Source organism: Lysobacter spongiicola DSM 21749, assembly GCF_900167055.1.
Lineage (GTDB): Bacteria > Pseudomonadota > Gammaproteobacteria > Xanthomonadales > Xanthomonadaceae > Novilysobacter > Novilysobacter spongiicola.
In genome coordinates this window covers 193,071-209,699 of record NZ_FUXP01000004.1, presented here as the reverse complement: position 1 = coordinate 209,699, position 16,629 = coordinate 193,071, and the positions used below count along the sequence as shown (strand labels likewise).

The 16,629-nt window shown below is 69.8% G+C and carries 16 protein-coding genes; 3 read left to right on the top strand and 13 right to left on the bottom strand.

Annotated features, from left to right (window positions below):
• Positions 1 to 5 precede the first annotated feature (5 nt).
• From B5D37_RS07735 to aceB, 3 genes are all read right to left on the bottom strand, one after another.
• Positions 6 to 1,052, bottom strand: a complete 1,047-nt coding sequence (locus tag B5D37_RS07735; protein WP_078758146.1) for a GGDEF domain-containing protein — start codon at positions 1,050 to 1,052, stop codon at positions 6 to 8.
• Positions 1,053 to 1,142: 90 nt separating this feature from the next.
• Complete coding sequence (aceA, locus tag B5D37_RS07730) at positions 1,143 to 2,441, bottom strand: isocitrate lyase (RefSeq protein WP_078758145.1); 1,299 nt, start codon at positions 2,439 to 2,441, stop codon at positions 1,143 to 1,145.
• A gap of 176 nt (positions 2,442 to 2,617) precedes the next feature.
• Positions 2,618 to 4,291 carry a malate synthase A gene (aceB, locus tag B5D37_RS07725; protein ID WP_078758144.1) on the bottom strand — a complete coding sequence of 558 codons (1,674 nt, stop codon included), beginning with the start codon at positions 4,289 to 4,291 and terminating at the stop codon, positions 2,618 to 2,620.
• A 161-nt stretch (positions 4,292 to 4,452) separates the two neighbouring features.
• Between aceB and B5D37_RS07720 the strand changes: the two genes are divergently transcribed.
• A complete protein-coding gene (locus B5D37_RS07720; RefSeq protein ID WP_078758180.1) occupies positions 4,453 to 5,424 on the top strand; it encodes a LysR family transcriptional regulator in 972 nt (323 codons plus the stop codon).
• A gap of 10 nt (positions 5,425 to 5,434) precedes the next feature.
• Here B5D37_RS07720 and B5D37_RS07715 read toward each other — a convergent pair whose 3' ends face one another.
• From B5D37_RS07715 to oleC, 8 genes are all read right to left on the bottom strand, one after another.
• Complete coding sequence (locus B5D37_RS07715) at positions 5,435 to 6,898, bottom strand: glycosyltransferase (RefSeq protein WP_078758143.1); 1,464 nt, start codon at positions 6,896 to 6,898, stop codon at positions 5,435 to 5,437.
• A gap of 156 nt (positions 6,899 to 7,054) precedes the next feature.
• On the bottom strand, positions 7,055 to 7,672 hold the full coding sequence (locus tag B5D37_RS07710; RefSeq protein ID WP_078758142.1) for a lysophospholipid acyltransferase family protein: 618 nt from the start codon (positions 7,670 to 7,672) through the stop codon (positions 7,055 to 7,057).
• A 44-nt stretch (positions 7,673 to 7,716) separates the two neighbouring features.
• The gene (gene arfB / locus B5D37_RS07705) at positions 7,717 to 8,133 is read right to left on the bottom strand and encodes an alternative ribosome rescue aminoacyl-tRNA hydrolase ArfB (RefSeq protein ID WP_078758141.1); all 417 of its coding nucleotides are present in this window, start codon (positions 8,131 to 8,133) and stop codon (positions 7,717 to 7,719) included.
• Between the two features lie 9 nt (positions 8,134 to 8,142).
• Positions 8,143 to 8,859, bottom strand: a complete 717-nt coding sequence (locus B5D37_RS07700; protein ID WP_234987748.1) for a pseudouridine synthase — start codon at positions 8,857 to 8,859, stop codon at positions 8,143 to 8,145.
• Positions 8,860 to 8,998: 139 nt separating this feature from the next.
• The gene (ubiB, locus tag B5D37_RS07695) at positions 8,999 to 10,672 is read right to left on the bottom strand and encodes a ubiquinone biosynthesis regulatory protein kinase UbiB (protein WP_078758139.1); all 1,674 of its coding nucleotides are present in this window, start codon (positions 10,670 to 10,672) and stop codon (positions 8,999 to 9,001) included.
• Positions 10,669 to 11,319 carry a ubiquinone biosynthesis accessory factor UbiJ gene (locus tag B5D37_RS07690; protein ID WP_078758138.1) on the bottom strand — a complete coding sequence of 217 codons (651 nt, stop codon included), beginning with the start codon at positions 11,317 to 11,319 and terminating at the stop codon, positions 10,669 to 10,671. Before B5D37_RS07690 ends, ubiB begins: the two co-directional genes overlap by 4 nt.
• Positions 11,320 to 11,374: 55 nt before the next feature.
• Positions 11,375 to 12,388, bottom strand: a complete 1,014-nt coding sequence (gene oleD, locus B5D37_RS07685) for a 2-alkyl-3-oxoalkanoate reductase (protein ID WP_078758137.1) — start codon at positions 12,386 to 12,388, stop codon at positions 11,375 to 11,377.
• Between the two features lie 150 nt (positions 12,389 to 12,538).
• Positions 12,539 to 14,215: an olefin beta-lactone synthetase gene (gene oleC, locus B5D37_RS07680; RefSeq protein ID WP_078758136.1), complete on the bottom strand. Its 1,677-nt coding sequence runs from the start codon at positions 14,213 to 14,215 to the stop codon at positions 12,539 to 12,541.
• A gap of 113 nt (positions 14,216 to 14,328) precedes the next feature.
• Between oleC and B5D37_RS07675 the strand changes: the two genes are divergently transcribed.
• On the top strand, positions 14,329 to 14,691 hold the full coding sequence (locus B5D37_RS07675) for a YkgJ family cysteine cluster protein (protein WP_078758135.1): 363 nt from the start codon (positions 14,329 to 14,331) through the stop codon (positions 14,689 to 14,691).
• A gap of 3 nt (positions 14,692 to 14,694) precedes the next feature.
• On the opposite strand, the gene B5D37_RS07670 is transcribed toward B5D37_RS07675, so the two are convergent.
• The gene (locus tag B5D37_RS07670; protein WP_078758134.1) at positions 14,695 to 15,588 is read right to left on the bottom strand and encodes an alpha/beta fold hydrolase; all 894 of its coding nucleotides are present in this window, start codon (positions 15,586 to 15,588) and stop codon (positions 14,695 to 14,697) included.
• A 71-nt stretch (positions 15,589 to 15,659) separates the two neighbouring features.
• Positions 15,660 to 16,439, bottom strand: coding sequence for an SDR family oxidoreductase (locus B5D37_RS07665; protein ID WP_078758133.1), 780 nt, complete (start codon positions 16,437 to 16,439; stop codon positions 15,660 to 15,662).
• Between the two features lie 67 nt (positions 16,440 to 16,506).
• Here B5D37_RS07665 and B5D37_RS15155 point away from each other — a divergent pair, with 67 nt between their 5' ends.
• On the top strand, positions 16,507 to 16,629 hold the full coding sequence (locus B5D37_RS15155) for a hypothetical protein (RefSeq protein ID WP_268776107.1): 123 nt from the start codon (positions 16,507 to 16,509) through the stop codon (positions 16,627 to 16,629).

Sequence of the window (16,629 nt, the reverse complement as noted above, 5' to 3'; positions counted from 1 at the left end):
GGGTGTCAGGCCGGGATCGGCGCGTTGTCCTGCCATTCGACCCGGTTGCCGCCCTGTCGCTTGGCGCGGTAGAGGGCGGTATCGGCGCGGGCGTACCAGTCGTTCCACTCGCCTTCGGCGCAGACCAGGCAGGCGCCGATGCTCATGGGGCAGATCAGCGGCGGCAGCTGCGGCATCTGCAGCAGGCCATGGGAGGTGTGGATGACGAACTCCGCGTAGCGCATCACCTCTTCGCGTGTCTCCGCCTTCACCAGCAGGCAGAACTCATCGCCGCCCAGCCGGCAGGCGATGTCGTTGGTGCCGGCGACCGAGCGCAGGATGTTGGCCACGCCCTGCAGCACGCGGTCGCCGATCAGGTGGCCGTGTTCGTCGTTGATGCGTTTGAACTGGTCGCAGTCGATCAACAGCAGGCCGAGCCCGGAGGTCGCGCCGTTGCGGTGGCGCTCGCGCAGGTGTTGCAGCAGCCCGCGGCGGTTGTACAGGCCGGTGAGCTCGTCGCGGCGCACCAGCGCCTCGGTGCGGCTGAGCTGCTGGGTGGTGGCACGCAGGCTGTCGAGGGCGGACTGAAGGTCCTGGTTGCGACGGCGCAGGCGGCGGATCAGGCTCTGCTCGTTGAACACCACGCGCATGATGGCGCGGCGCAGGAAGTACGACACCAGGGTGGGATCGATCTCCACCAGGCGCTGGAACTCCTCGTGTCGGAGCTCCAGCAGCTCGCCGTCGTCGATCGCGCGGGCGTCGGCGCTGCGGGCGTGGTCGCCGATCAGCAGGCCGAGTTCACCGAAGAACTCGCAGGGCCCCAGCGACTTGGCGATCAGGTCCTCGCCGAAATCCAGCTCGATCGCGCCCTTGGCGATCACGTACATCGTGGTGCCCAGGTCGCCGCGGTGGAACAGCGTTTCGCCGGCGTAGACGCGGCGCACGCGGGCCACCGACGCGAAGAGTGCGTATTCGTCGGCCGACAGTGCGCCCTGCTCAGGATCTTGCAAGGCCGTGCCCGCATTCTGGTTGGCTGGTTCGCAGGCCAAGGGCACTGCGGGATCAACGTTCATCCCACGACCCCCGGATCCGTGGAGAGGGCAGGATAGCACCCGACTCCACGAAACAACGGGGGCCGCGGAAGGTCTCGGCCAACCGGGCTGTCAGGCCGCCGCGGCGCGGTCTCCGTGGAACTGCTCCTCCTCGGTCGAGCCCTTGAGCGCGACGGTCGAGGAGTTGCCGCCCTGGATGACCTGGGTGACCGAATCGAAGTAGCCGGTGCCTACCTCGCGCTGGTGCTTCACGGCGGTGAATCCGCGGTCGGCGGCGTCGAATTCCGCCTCCTGCAGCTCCACGAAGGCGCTCATCTGGCGGCGGGCATAGCCGTGGGCCAGGTGGAACATGCCGTAGTTGAGCGCGTGGAAGCCGGCCAAGGTGATGAACTGGAACTTGTAGCCCAGCTTGGCCAGTTCCTTCTGGAAGCCGGCGATGGTGGCGTCGTCCAGGTTCTTCTTCCAGTTGAAGCTCGGCGAGCAGTTGTAGGCCAGCATCTTGCCCGGGTACTTGGCATGGATGGCCTCGGCGAACCTGCGGGCGAACTCGAGGTCCGGCTTGCCGGTCTCGCACCAGACCAGGTCCGCGTAGGGCGCATAGGCGAGGCCGCGGCTGATGGCCTGGTCGATGCCCTTGCGGGTCTTGAAGAAGCCCTCGGCGGTGCGCTCGCCGGTGGTGAATTCACGGTCGTTGTCGTCGATGTCGGAGGTCAGCAGGTCGGCGGCCTCGGCGTCGGTGCGGGCGACGATGATCGTGGGCACGCCCATGACGTCGGCGGCCAGGCGCGCGGCCACCAGCTTCTCGACCGCCTCGCGGGTGGGCACCAGCACCTTGCCGCCCATGTGGCCGCACTTCTTGGCCGAGGCCAGCTGGTCCTCGAAGTGCACGCCCGCGGCGCCTGCCTCGATCATGCCCTTCATCAGCTCGAACGCATTGAGCACGCCACCGAAGCCGGCTTCGGCATCGGCCACGATCGGCTGCAGGAAGTCGACATCACCCTGCCCCTCCGCGTGCTGGATCTGGTCGGCGCGCAGCAGGGTGTTGTTGATGCGCTTGACCACCGCCGGCACCGAATCGGCCGGATACAGCGACTGGTCCGGGTACATCTGGCCACCGAGGTTGGCATCGGCGGCGACCTGCCAGCCCGACAGATAGATCGCCTTCAGCCCGGCCTTGACCTGCTGCATGGCCTGGTTGCCAGTCAGCGCACCCAGCGCGTTGACGAATTCTTCCTTGTTCAAGGAGTTCCACAGCTTGGTCGCGCCCAGGCGGGCGAGGCTGTGCTCGACCTGCACGGTGCCACGCAGGCGCACCACTTCCTCGGCGGAGTAGGGGCGGGTGACGCCGGCCCAGCGCGGGTCGGTGTTCCATTCATGGCGGATCTGGTCGGCGGTCGGCTGGGTGGTCATGGTGTGGCTCCTTGGGTGGCGATGGCGGGGTCTGGGGCTTCTGGTGGGGCGACGGGGCTGGGGCTTCTTTCGTTGGGGCTTTTGTAGGAGCGGCTTCAGCCGCGATCGGATGTTCGTCGCGCCCGGCTCGGGATCGCGGCTGAAGCCGCTCCTACAAGGGCACTACGGGCTGCGGGTCAGTCGAGCCGCTGGTAGGCCGGCAGGGTCAGGAAGTCCTCCAGCACGTCGGCGTGGGTGAGGCGGTCGAGCATTCCGATGGCTTCGTTGATGCGGCTGCCGCCGGGCAACGCGGCGCGGTCGCCCAGGCGTGCAGGCAGGCCGATCAGCGAACGCTCCAGCAGGGTCCAGTCGATCGGCGTGCCGTCGTCGAGGTGCAGGCGCGGCTCACCATCGCCATCAACGGCCTGGCCATGGCGCATCCACTGCCACAGCTGCGCGCGGGCGATCTCGGCGGTGGCGGCATCCTCCATCAACCAATGGATCGGCACGCAGCCGTTTCCGTCCAGCCACGCGGCCAGGTAGCGCACGCAGACCTCGACGTTGTTGTCGAAGCCGGCGCGGGTGATGGTGCCGACCGGCACGGCCAGCAGCTGGTCGCGCAGTTGCTGCTCGGTGAAGGCAGCCATGTCCTCGCGCAGCACGTGGTGTTGGTGCGGGGTCGGCATGCGCTCGTCGAAGACCTTGCGGGCCAGCGGGATCAACGCCGGGTGCGCGACCCAGGTGCCGTCATGCCCGGCGGTGACCTCCCGCAGCTTGTCCGCGCGCACCTTGGCCAGCGCGGCCTCGTTGGCCTCCGGATCGCTGGAGATCGGGATCTGCGCGGCCATGCCGCCCATCGCGTGGGCACCGCGCTTGTGGCAGGTGTGGATCAGCAGCTCGGAGTACGTCCGCAGGAACGGCTGGGTCATGGTGACCTGGCTGCGCTCGGGCAGCACCTTGGACGGGTCGGCACGGAAGGTCTTGAGGTAGCTGAAGATGTAGTCCCAGCGGCCGCAGTTGAGCCCGGCGATCCGGCCGCGCAGCGCGTGCAGGATCTCGTCCATCTCGAACACCGCCGGCAGGGTCTCGATCAGCACCGTGACCTTGATCTGGCCGCCCGGCAGGCCCAACGCCCCTTCGATGTGACCGAGCACCTGGTTCCACAGCGCCGCCTCTTCCATCGACTCCAGCTTGGGCAGGTAGAAGTACGGCCCGCGGTCCTTCGCGGCGAGTGCGGCGGCGTTGTGGAAGGCGAACAGGCCGGCGTCGAACAGGCTCGCCGACATCGATTCGCCGCCCACCTGCACGTGCTTTTCGTCCAGGTGCCAACCGCGCGGGCGCACCAGCAGCACCGCCTGCTGCCCGGACGGCTTCAATGCGTAGTGCTTGCCGGGGGCGGTGCCGTCGGGGCTGGGCCCAGTAAACTCCAGCGTGCCGGCGACGGCGTCGCGCAGCGCCTGCTGCCCGGCCAGCAGGTTGGGCCAGGTCGGCGAGGTGCTGTCCTCGAAGTCGGCCATGAAGCAGTTCGCGCCGGAGTTCAGCGCGTTGATCACCATCTTCGGGTCGACCGGGCCGGTGATCTCCACGCGGCGGTCCAGCAGCGCCTGCGGTAGCGGCGCGACCATCCAGTCGCCTTCACGGATGGTGCGGGTGTCGTCCCGGAAGCCCGGCAGGCCCTCGGCCCCGGCATCGATCCGAGCCTGCCGCGTGATGCGCTCGGCGAGGCGGGCCTGGCGGACGGGCTCGAAGCGTTCGTGCAGCCGGGCGAGGAAGGCCAGCGCGGCTGGCGTGAGCAAATGCTCCTGCCCTGCTGCCTGCGCGGTGAGCTGCACCGCGTTCGAATCGTCCGGGGTTGCCATCACTGCCGACATGCCTGAGCTCCTGCTGGGGTGGGCTCCGAACATGCGCCGGCGTGTGGTATATGACAAACAAGATTTATCAATCCGATCTATAAGTTTTTCAAATATCCTTCATGGAACGCCCGTGGCTTGGGCTTCCGGGGTTGCTGAACCTCCTCGTTACGGAGCCTTCGATGCCATCCAGGCGGCCCGCCAGCCCCCGCTTCTCCTACAAGGGCGACCGGCTCAAGCCGCTGCGTGCCTTCTGCCAGACGGTGCGACTGGGTTCGATCTCGCGTGCGGCCGAGGCGCTGTTCCTCAGCCAGCCGGCGGTCACCCTGCAGTTGCAGGCGCTGGAACGGGACATGGGCGTGCGCCTGATCGAGAGAAGCGGCCGCCGCTGGGTGATGACGCCGGAGGGCGAGGCGCTGTACGAGCTGGCACGGCCACTGGTGGAAGGCGTGGACGGCCTCGACACGGTATTCCGCGAGCGTATCCGGGGGCTGGATGCGGGCGAGCTGAACATCGCCGCCGGCAGCTCCACCATTCTCTACCTGCTACCCCGGGTGGTGGAGGCATTCCGTACGGCCTATCCCGAGGTCCGCCTCAACCTGCACAACGTGACCGGTGCGAGCGGGCTGGAGCTGCTGCGCTCGGATGCGGTCGATTTCGCCGTCGGCTCGATGCTCGACGTGCCGGCCGACCTGGACTACGCCCCCGTCGCGCAGTTCGACCCGATGCTGATCACGCCGCTCGACCATCCGCTGGCGCGCCGCAGGTCGCCGACGCTGGAGGACCTGTCGCCCTACGGACTCATCCTGCCGCCGCAGCGGCTGACCACCTACCGGCTGGTGGACCTGGTGTTCCAGCGCGCGCGGGTGCCGTACACGGTGGCGCTGGAGGTGGGTGGCTGGGAGGTGATCAAGCAGTACGTGGCAATGGGCATGGGGATCAGCATCGTCACCGCCATCTGCCTGGGCGAAGCCGACCGCACCCGGCTGGCCGCGCGCTCGCTGGCCAGCTATTTCCCGCGTCGCAGCTACGGCGTCGTGGTCCGCAAGGGCAAGTACCTGAGCCCGCAGGCCCGCGCGTTCACCGAGCTGATCCGGCCCGACCTGTTCACGCGCGAGGGGCCAAGCTCGAACGCGACGGCATCGGAACGGTGAGCCGGGAGCCTCAGAGTCGCTTCCGGCGGCGCCGGGCCGCTGGCCGTGGCGGCCCCTCCGCCGCCCGCTGCGCGTGCCACTGGAAGTCGCGGCGCGACCACAGCCGCAGGCCGAACCAGAGCATGGCCGGCAGGCTGGTCATCAAGGCGAGGTAGCGCAACGGCGTCGACAGCAGCCCATCGAGCACCGCCCGCCACGGATGCTGCGGCGCCACCCATGCGGTCGCGGCCAGGGTCATTCCCGTTTCCACCGCCACCAGCACCGTGAGCGCCCACCACTGCCCGAGGATGGCGAGCACCGCCAGCAGTGTCGGCCAGGCGACGCGCTCGAAGGCGAGCAGCAGCAGCGTGGTGCCGATGGGGCGGCCGCTGCGGTGGGTGAGCCATTCGCCAAACGGCTGGCGATAGGCCTCGCGCACCTTGCGCTGCTCCTCCCATCGGTGGCGCTCGGGCAACTGGCCACGGCGCGCAGCCCACCAGTCAGGCCAGCGGTTGCGCAGGTTGCGGAACGGCGTGCGCAACAGCGCATCGAAGTAGTGCGCGCCCTGGAGCTGGGCGATGGTCTCCCGCCACGCGGCGACGGGCAGCCGTTCCGGGCCCGGGCACTGCACCCGTGCACGCACGTGCCGCAGCCGGATGTTGCGGTAGCCCTCGGTGGCCAGCGCCAGCCCGATGAAGTGGTCTTCCATCGCCGTCAGGTTGTCGCCGCGCACTGGCTCGTAGCGGTCGAACAGATCCTTCAGGTAACGCCGGCGCCAGGCGATCGCGCCACCGGAGGGCACCGGGATCCCGCCGTGGCGGACCATGGCGCCGCGCTCCAGCAGCCCCTGCTGCAGGCGCGCGACGTGTGCGCCGCAAAGGTCGCCCCAGGCCTGCCAGCCCTTCTGCAGGAAGTCCCCGCCGGACAGCGGATCGACGAAATCATCACCGGCCAGCCAGTTGCGGAAGGCCGGCCAGCCCGACTGCCGCTTGCGGTCCGCCGGCCTCAAGGGCTCCAGCAGGCCACAGGCGCTGGCGATGCCGGCGCCCTCGTACAACCGGTAGATGCACTGCTCGATGTAGCGCGGGGACTGCAGCACGGTGTCGGCGTCGATCACCAGCATGACGTCGCCGGTGAACTCACGGGCCTGCCGCTTCAGGGTGGCGGCCTTGCCGATCGACCATTTGCGCTGGATCACCCGCAGCTCCAGGCCGTTGGCCCGGGCGAACTCACGCGCCAGCTGGCTGCCGTGGTCGCGTTCGGCCCCGCCGTCGTCCACCAGCAGCACGCGTCGCGGGGGGCTGGTCTGGCGCAGGAGGGAGGCCAGGCAATGGACGATCGTGGCCTGGTCGCGATTGGCGTGCACCACCACGTCGATGCGCGCCAGCCGCCAGTCCTCGGCGGGGTTGGGCACCACCAGGTCGGGCGCGCGCCGCAGCGCGGCCGCGGCATGCAGCGCGGCCGGCCCCGCCATGAACCAGGTGCCCGGTGCCACGGCTCAGCCGCCTTCCCGGCGAGCCGGGTGCCATGCCCGGCGAGTGGTGTCTATGCGTCGCATCCATTGCTCCGGCCCGTCGCCGAATGCGACGTGCGTCACATGGAGTACGCAAGGGTCGTGCCAATCCGGCCGGGGACACGGCCCCGGCACGGCTCAGGCGTCGTGGTATTTGCCCCGTCCCACCGATCGGTACCAGGTGCGGATGCGGGCGATATCGCTCGCCATGTCTTCGCCCAGCTGGAATACGGGGCTGACCACGATGCGCCGGTCGGGGTAGTGGAAGTACACCGGCAACACCGGTACGCCGGCGCCGTGGGCGATCTTCCAGAACCCGGTCTTCCAGTGCTCGACCGGCTTGCGGGTGCCCTCCGGCGCCAATCCGAACCACATCCGGTCACTGCCGCGGAGCAACCCGGTGGCCTGGTCCACGACCCCGCGCGCCTCGCGCCGGTTGACCGGGATCACGCCCATCCGGCGCAGCAACCAGCCGAGCACCGGCACCCGGAACAGGGTGTCCTTGCCGAGGATGCGGATGTCGAGTCCCAGTGCCAGCTTGGCGGCGAAGCCCCAAACACCATCCCAGTTGGAGGAGTGCGGTGCACCGATGAGCACCAGTTTCGCGATGTCCGGGAACTCCCCGACCACGCGCCAGCCGCCGATCCCGAGCACGGTCCTGCCGACCCATCGGGAGAACCGGCCGGGCGGCACCCGCGGCGCGTTGGGCGGCAGTTCGGGGACCACCCCGCCGCCGCTGTGCTGTGGCTGCTGCATTGTTCGCGTCGGCTCCCCTGTACCGTCGTCGCGGTCCGGCACTGTCAGTCCCAGTCGCGTCCCGACCGCCCCTGCTTGATCGTACTGCGTTCGCGCTTGCCCGCCAGCCGCCGCTCCTTCGCGCCGCGGCTGGGCTTGGTCGGCACGCGCTTGCGCGGCGCGTGCAGGCCGGCTTCGATGAAGGCGGCAAGGCGCTCGCGCGCATCCTGGCGGTTGCGCTCCTGGGTGCGGAAGCGCTGCGCGCTCAGCACCAGCACTCCCTCGCCGGTGACCCTGCGGTCGCGCCGCGCCAGCAGGCGCTCGCGCACCGGCTCGGGCAGCGAGGGCGAGGTGGCGATGTCGAAGCGCAACTCGACCGCGGTCGCCACCTTGTTGACGTTCTGCCCGCCCGGCCCCGCCGAACGCACGAAGCGCTCGACCAGTTCCGACTCGGGGATGGTGATGTTGCCGACCTCGACCATGACGGGATTCTAGGACGTCCCGCCGAAGCCATCGAACAGCGCCAGCGCCTTGGCGAACTGGGTGTCCACCGGCGCCACCGCTTCGATCCGGCCGCCATTGGGATGATCGAAGGCCAGGCGCCGCGCGTGCAGCAGCATGCGGTGGATGCCGAGCATGCGGAAGGCGCGGTTGTGGCGGCCGTCGCCATGGCTGCTGTCACCGATAAGGTGGTGCGAGGCATGCTTGAGGTGGCGGCGGATCTGGCGGAAGCGGCCGGTCTCCGGATGCGCGCAGACCAGCGCATATCGTGATGTCTGGAAGCCGGTCGAGGGCCAGTCGCATTCGGTGCGCGCGAGCACCTCGAACCGGGTGACCGCCGGTTTCTTCAGCGGCTTGCCGGGGCCGCCGTCGAGATCGTGGTCGATGGTGAAATCGCCTTCCGGCCACCCGCGGCAGACCGCCCAGTAGTCCTTCTCCACCTCGCGCGACATCACCACCTTGCCCAGCGCGGAAGCGGTCTCGCGATCGAACGCGAACAGCAGGCAGCCGCTGGTGGCGCGGTCCAGCCGGTGCACCAGGAATACCTGGCGGTCGAACTGCATGCGCAGCCGGTCGGCAATGAAGTCATGCTCGCCACGCGCCAGCGCGCTGTCGTGCACCATCAGCCCGGCCGGCTTGTTGACCACGGCCAGGTATGGGTCGGCATGCAGCACCTCCAGCGCGAGTGCCGCCGGGTCAACCGTCACGGTTCGCACCTCGTCCCCATCGCTGCCTGCCGCTTTTGTAGGAGCGGCTTCAGCCGCGATCGGCATGCGGCGCGGGCGGACGGTTGCATGGTCGCGGCTGAAGCCGCTCCTACAGAAGGCCGGGGATGCATTGCGGCGCCTACCGCCGCGGCCAGGCGGCCAGCAGGGCCCAGATGCCACCGACGCCGGCGATCCACGACGACGCCGGGACAGAGGCCCAGGTCGGGCCGCCGGCTTCGAGCCCGTACAGCACCGCGGCGACGATCAGCAGGCCGGTGCCGAGGATCGCGGCGACCGTGCGGCGCTGCGCTTCGGCGACGGTGCGGCTGAGCTCGGCCAGGTCCTGCGAGCGCATGCGCAGTTCATGCCGGCCTTCCACCTGCTGGCTCAGCCATGCGTGCAGGAGACGCGGCATCTCCGGCGCATGCGTGGCCAGTTCCGGCAGGCGCTTGCGGAACTCGCGCATGAGCCGGCCGGGGCTGTAGCGCTTGAGCAGGATGCGCTCGAGCACCGGCCGGGCGACCGCCCAGATGTCGATGCGCGGGTCCAGCAGCCGGCCGATGCCTTCGATGTTGAGCAGGGTCTTCTGCAACAGGATCAACTGCGGCTGCAGGGTCAGCTGGTAGCGCTGCGCGGTGCGGAACAGCTTGAGCAGCACCTCGGCCAGCGAGATCTCGCTGAGCGGGCGGGTGAAGTACGGCTCACATACCGAGCGCACGGCAGCCTCGAGCTCGTCGATGCGGGTGTCGGCCGGCATCCAGCCCGCCTGCACGTGCAGCTCGGCGATGCGGCGGTAGTCGCGGTTGAAGATCGCCATGAAGTTCTCGGCGAGGTAGAACTGGTCCTCGTCCGAGAGCTGGCCCATGATCCCGAAGTCCAGCGCGATGAAGCGCGGATTGGCCTTGCGCGCGGGGTCCTTGTCGACCCAGATGTTGCCGGCATGGGCATCGGCATGGAAGAAGTTGTCGCGGAACACCTGGGTGTAGAAAACCCGCACGCCCTTGGCCGCCAGCGCCTTGCGATCGATGCCGGCGGCGTCCAGCGCTTCGATGTCGTCGGACGGGATGCCGTCGACACGCTCCAGGGTCAGCGCGCGCTCGGCGGTGTGGCTCCAGATCACCTCCGGCACGTAGAGGTCGTCGCTGTCCTTCCAGAAGCGTCGGAGCACGCTGGCGTTGGCGCCCTCGCGCTGCAGGTCGAGCTCGGCGGCCAGGGTGTCGCGGATCTCGGCGACCACTTCCCGCGGGCGGATCTTGTCGGCCCGCGGATGGGTCCGCTCGACCACGCCGGCCAGCGCCTCCAGCAGGCCGATGTCCTCGGCGATGCGGCGGCGGATGCCCGGGCGCAGCACCTTTACCACCACCTCGCGCGGCGGCTTGCCGTCAACCGGTGGCAAGGTCGCCGCGTGCACCTGCGCGATCGAGGCCGAAGCCAGCGGCGTGGTGTCGAAACCGGCGAAGGCCTCGGCGACGGGGCGGCCCAGTGCCTGCTCGACGATCGCGCGCGCGGCTTCGCCATCGAAGGGTGCGACACGGTCCTGCAGCAGCGACAGCTCGACCGCGACATCCGGCGGGATCAGGTCGCGCCGGGTGGACAGGATCTGCCCGAACTTGACGAAGATCGGCCCGAGTTCCTGCAGCGCCAGCCGCAGGCGCGCACCGCGCGGCAGCTTCGCGATCTCCGCGGACGCGCGCGGCACGAACGGCCGCGCCAGCCGCAGCCAGCGCGCGGCGGGCGTACCCTCGAGCAGGTCGTCCAGCCCGTGGCGCAACAGCACCCGGCCGATACGCCAGGCCCGCAGGGCCGACCTCACGTGGCGGCCCGGGAGCGCAGCCGCGAAATCCGCGCTTCCATGCGTTCGACGTCGTCGCGCAGCCCGTCGACGTCGTCGTTGAACGCGTCCACTTCCGCGCGCGGCACCACGTCGCGGGATTCCTCGGTCACGTATTCGGCGGCCACCCCGGCGAAGTCGCGCGCCGCGCCACGGGCATGGCGTAATCCGCCGGCGATGGCATTGGCGACCTGCACGCCGATGACATCGCCGAAGACACTGGCAAAGGGTTTCTGCCAATCGGGATCGAAGCGCTCGGCCAAGCGCTGCAGGCGGCGCGCGAGATCAGCGTCGCCTTCCACCCGCAGACGCCCTACCGGCGGCGCTTCGTCGTTGCGCAGGAACGGAAGCTGCGACACCAGCCCGCCGATGGTGCTGCGCACCGACAGGTGCGGTTCGTCGGCGGGATCGACCGGCCCGACCTCCAGCCGCTCCCCGGCCACCGTTACCTGCAGCGCAAGCGGCGGCGAGGCCACGTGCAGCGCCACGCGGCGGCCATCCAGCGCGCGCAGCGCCTGGCGGGTGTCCGGATCGAGCGCGAGGGCACGGTTGAGGGCGATTTCCAGGGCCCGGCCGGCCGCCGGCTTGAGGGCGTCCAGGGGCGAGCGTCGGGGTTGGTCTTCGGTCATCCGGGCATTCTAGCGGCGGCGCCCTGGAAGAGGCTGTGTCGGGCGGCCGGTCCCGTCAGCCTGGACCTGCGGCGCCGCTTTGTCGCCATGCCTCGCGCAGCCGCGCCAGCCCCTCTTCGAAGGACACCCGCGGCCGGTAACCGAAGTCCCGCGTTGCCGGCCCCATGTCGTACCAGTGGGTGGTGGCGAGCTGCTCGGCGAGGAAGCGCGTCATTGGCGGCTCGCCCTTCAAAGGCAGTACCGTCCACAGGCCCTCGCAGGCCACGCCGATGGCGTAGGCCACGCCGAACGGCAACGTGGCGTCGACCGGCGGCGCATCGGCGGCCTGCAACAGGGCGTTGACGGTCTCGCGCATGCTGCGTGGATCGCCATTGCTGATGAAGTAGGCGCGGCCGGCGCACGCGGCCCCCGGCGCCAGATGGTCGAAGGCATCGAAGTGCGCCTGCGCGGCGTTGTCGATATAGGTGGTGTCGACGCGGTTGTCGCCGCTGCCGACCAGGCGCAATCGCCCTGCCCGTGCGCGCTCGACCAGCCGCGGCAGCAACTGGTTGTCGCCCGGGCCCCAGATCAGCCGCGGGCGAAGGGCGACGGTGGCGAGCGCCGGGCCGTTGGCCGCCAGCACCATCTGCTCGGCGATCTTCTTGGTGCTCGCGTAGGGCGCCTTCAGGTCTTCGCCATAGGGGACGCTGTCGGCGGTGCCGCCCTCCACCGGATGGGTGGCCCGGTGGGTGACGCTGGGCGTGGAGGTGTATACCAGCCGGCCGATGCCATGCGCGCGGCAGGCTTCAATCACATGCCCGGACCCGAGCACGTTGGCGCGGTGGTAGCCCTCGTAGTCGCCCCAGGCACCCGCCTTCGCCGCGTTGTGGAAGATCGCGTCGACGCCTTCCGCTGCGGCGAGTACGGCGTCGCGATCGGCAAGGTCGCCGTGATGCTGGGTCACGCCCATCGCATCGAGCTGCGGGTAGTGGCCGCGGTTGAAGCTGGCGACCTCGTGGCCACGTTCGCGCAGGCCGCGGCACAGGGCCTGCCCGAGAAAGCCACCACCGCCGGTCACCAGGATCTTCATGGGAGGAATTGTAGGTGTGTGTAGGAGCGGCTTCAGCCGCGATCGTGGAGTTGGTCGGGCGGCGGGTGGGGATCGCGGCTGAAGCCGCTCCTACAAAAGCGGGTGGAGGCGCGGTGGGAGCGGGATGTGGGGTCGCGACTTACGTCGCTCCTACGGGGGTGGGGAGGTCGCGGGGAGTGTGATGCGGGGGGCGGCCCAGGTGGCGAGTTTTTCGCGGCCGATCTTGGCGTTGTGGCGGATGTCGACGGGGAAAGCGGGATGGCGCAGGAAGTGGTGGATGCCGGCCGTGTGCGCATGCCCGGCGCCCAAGGTGCGCAACTGGCGTTCGATGTCCGGCCATTCGCGGGCACGAACGCCGGCAGCCAGTTCCACGCACAGCACGGGCACTTGCGCGCCGTCGTCCGGCACGCCAACCAGTGCGGTTCGCGCGACCCGGGGATGGGTGTTGAACACCGGTTCGACCTGTTCGGTATAGAGCGGACCTTCGCGCGCCTCCACCCGGTGCGACTTGCGACCGCAGAACCACAACCGGCCGTCGCCGTCGAAATAGCCGAGATCGCCCATGCGGTGGACGACATGCTCCGCGCCGCCTGCTCCGCGCTCGACGATCTTGGCCAGGCGCGTCTGTGCATCGCGGTTGAAGTAACTGTCGGTCGCGGTCGGGCCGGCGACGGTGATTTCGCCGACCTCGCCCTGCGGCAGACACAGTGCATCGGACCACTCACCGATGGCACCGTCGTCGACGTGGATGATGCGCACGCGGTTCGGTGCGACCGGTCGGCCAACGCAGGTGCCGGCGCCCCCTTCGGTCGCTTCCCGCGTCGCCTCCAGTTCGCGTCCCTCGACCAGTGCGACCGGCAGGCATTCGGTGGCGCCGTAGGGCGTCCAGAAGCTGGCGTCGGCGGGCAGCAGTTGGCGCAGCATCGCCACCACCCCAGCCGGCACCGGCGCCCCGGCGGACATCACCCGCTTCACCGTCGGCAGCGGCTGGCCGTGGCGCGCGAGCACCGCCATCAACGCCGGTGATCCGAACAGCTGGTTGACGCCGAAGCGCTCGATCGCCGCATGCAGCTTCTTTGGATCGGCACTGGCCGGGCGCGTCGGGTCCATGTCCGGGATCACCGAGGTGCTGCCCAGCGCAGGATCGAACAGCGCGAACGGCGGGAAGGTCGGCAGGTTCACGCCGCCGGGCACGATCCCGAACGCGTCTCGCAGCATGTCCACCTGCGAGACGAAATGCCGGTGCCGGTACACCACGCCCTTGGGAACGCCGGTGGAGCCGCTGGTGAACAGGATGGCCGCGACGTCATCGGGCAGCGTGGAGGCGAGTTGCGAACCCGCCCCGGCACCATCGCGTTCGACCTGGGCCAGGGTGCTGCCGCCCAGCCACGCGCGGCGGCCGGTGGTGACCAGCACCCGCGCCGACGACGCCCAGCCCAGCAGCCGGCGAGCCGCATGCGCGAGCGGGATGCCGATGAAGGCTTCCGGCGCCGCTTCGTCCAGGCATTGCTTCAATGCACGGCGGTCGATGCCCGGGTCCACCAGCACCGGCACCGCGCCGGCCTTGAACAGCGCGAACATCAACAGGAAGAATTCCGGCGATGGCCGCACCATCACCACGGTGCGGGTACCGCGGCCGATGCCGCGTATCGCCAGGCCGGCGGCGATGGCGTCGCTGCGCGTGTCCAGCTCGGCGTAGCTGAGGCTGACGTCGTACCTCGCAAGGCCGTCGCTGCCGCGGCTGCCGGGGCAATGCATCGCGATGCGGTCGGGCTGCGCGGCCGCCAGCCGCGGCAGCGAGGCGGCGATGTTGCAGGGCTCGTTCATCGGTCCATTGTCGACGCTCGTCGGCCGGGTTGCCACGGCACTTGCGTGCACCGTCGGAAACCGCAGAATCGCGCTTCCCCAACTGCCGACCCATGCCCCCGAGCCGGGCACCGATGAACCACCCCTGCCTGTCCTGCGGCGCATGCTGCGCCTGGTTCCGCGTCGGCTTCCACTGGTCGGAGGCGGCCCCTGAACTCGGTGGTCCGGTTCCACCCGCGCTCACCACGCCAATCGGTCCGCACCGGGTGGCGATGCTGGGAACGTTGTCGTCGCCTTCCAGGTGCATCGCGTTGGATGCCGAAGTCGGCGTCTACAGCCGCTGTTCCATCCACCCGGCGCGCCCCAGCGTCTGCCGCGAGGTGGCCGCGTCCTGGGAGTTCGGCGAGGCCAGCGAAAAGTGCGACCGCGCCCGCGTCGCGCACGGGTTGCCATTGCTGACGCCGGCGGACTGGAGCGGCAACGACCTCGCCGCCTGAGCCCTACTCCGGGTTCGCGTCGAGGAAGCGGCGGATCGCCGGCACCAGCACCGGCGCCTTGTCTTCCAGCACGTAGTGGCCGGCATCCTCGAAGGCATGCACCTCGGCCCGTGGCAGCGCCGCCTGGAAGCCGGCCAGGAAGTGGTGGTCGAACACGAAGTCCGCTAGGCCCCAGCCGATGAAAACCGGCCGGTCGGCGTAGCCCGGCAGTGCCGCGCCGGCTTCGGCCACCAGCCGCCATGCGGGATCGCCTTCCGAGAGCGGGATGTCCTGCATGAAGCGCAGCGTCGAAATCGCCTCGTCCCAGCCGCTGTAGGGCTTGATGTAGGCCCGCCGCACCGGCGCCGGCAACCGCATCTCCGTGCCGAGCCAGGCCGCACCGCGGGCGAACAGGTTGAAACGCCGGATCAGGAAGCCACCGATCTTCGAATCGCGACCCATGGACAGCTGCCATGGCATCGGCTTGGCCGCCGGCAACGGGAACGCGGCGGTGTTGAGCACCACCAGCCGGCGCACCCGCGCCGGGTCCCGCAGCGCCCAGCCGAAGCCGATCATGCCGCCCCAATCGTGCACCGCCAGCGTCACCGGCCCGTCGATGCCCAGGTGCGCGAGCAGGGTGCCGACATCGTCGACGCGGGATTGCAGCGTGTAGTCGTAGCGGTCATCGCCCGGACGGTCCGACAGCCCCATGCCGACATGGTCGGGCACGATGCAGCGGTAGCGGTCCGACAACGCCGACACCAGCCGTCGCCAGTAGAAGCTCCACGAAGGATTGCCGTGCAGCATCACCACCACCTGCCCGTCGCGCGGACCCTCGTCGAGGTAGCTCATGCCGATGCCCGGGCGGACCTCGAAGCGGGCGGGGGTGAACGGGTAATCGGGAAAGCGTGTGCTCATCGGTGGCTCGTCGGCGGCAGGCGCCGTGGGCTCAAGGTCGCGTGGGGCCGCAATGATACTGGGGCCGGCGCTCAGAACCCGTAGCGCAGGAAACCACCATCCACCGCGATGCACTCGCCGGTGATGTAGCCCGCTGCCGGCAGGCACAGGAAGGCCACCGCGGCGGCCACTTCCTCCGGCTCCCCGACCCGGCCCATCGGCGTGCGCAGCAGGACATCGTCGAGATAGTCCGGGTTGGCCAGCTTGCTGGAAGTGCGGCGGGTGCGGATGTACCAGGGCGCGACCGCGTTGACCCGTACGCCATCCTCCGCCCATTCCACCGCCAGGTTGCGCGTCATCTGGTGCATCGCGGCCTTGCTCATGCCGTAGGGCGCGCCGGTCCGCACGTGGGTCAGGCCGGACACGCTGCCGACGTTGACGATGCTCGAAGCGGCGTGCCGGGTCAGCAGTGGATGCAGGTAACGCGACAGCTCGAAGGCCGAGAACAGGTTGGTCTCGAAAATCTGCCGCCACTCCTCGTCGCCGTAGTCGGTGGTCGGCTTGCTGGTGTTGGTGCCGGCGTTGTTGACCAGGATGTGCAGGCTGCCGTCGCCGAGGTCCTCGACCCAGTCGAGCAGTTCGCGGCGCTGCTCGTCATCGCCCACGTCGGCGGCGAAGCATTCCACCTCGCGCTCGGGGAAATCCTCCAGCAGCTCGGCGCGCGCCGTGTCGAGACCTGCCGAGTCGCGCGCCGCCAGCAGCACGTTGGCGCCGAAGCCGAGCAGTTCACGTGCGATCGCCCGGCCGATGCCGGCGCTGCCGCCGGTGACCAGGGCCAGCTGTCCGTCCAGCCGCCAGCGTTTGGGGTCCATGGGTGCTCCACAGGGTCGTCGGGGTGGTCGCGCTAGGATAGCCGCGAGCCACCACGAGGACGCCCCGATGCAGCGAATCATGATCCTCTGCGCCGCCGTGTTGCTGCTCGGCGCCTGCGGCAAGCCCAACCCGCCGGACCCGGAACAGCCGCCAGAGCCGCAGGCGGCCGAGACACCAACCGCCGGCTAG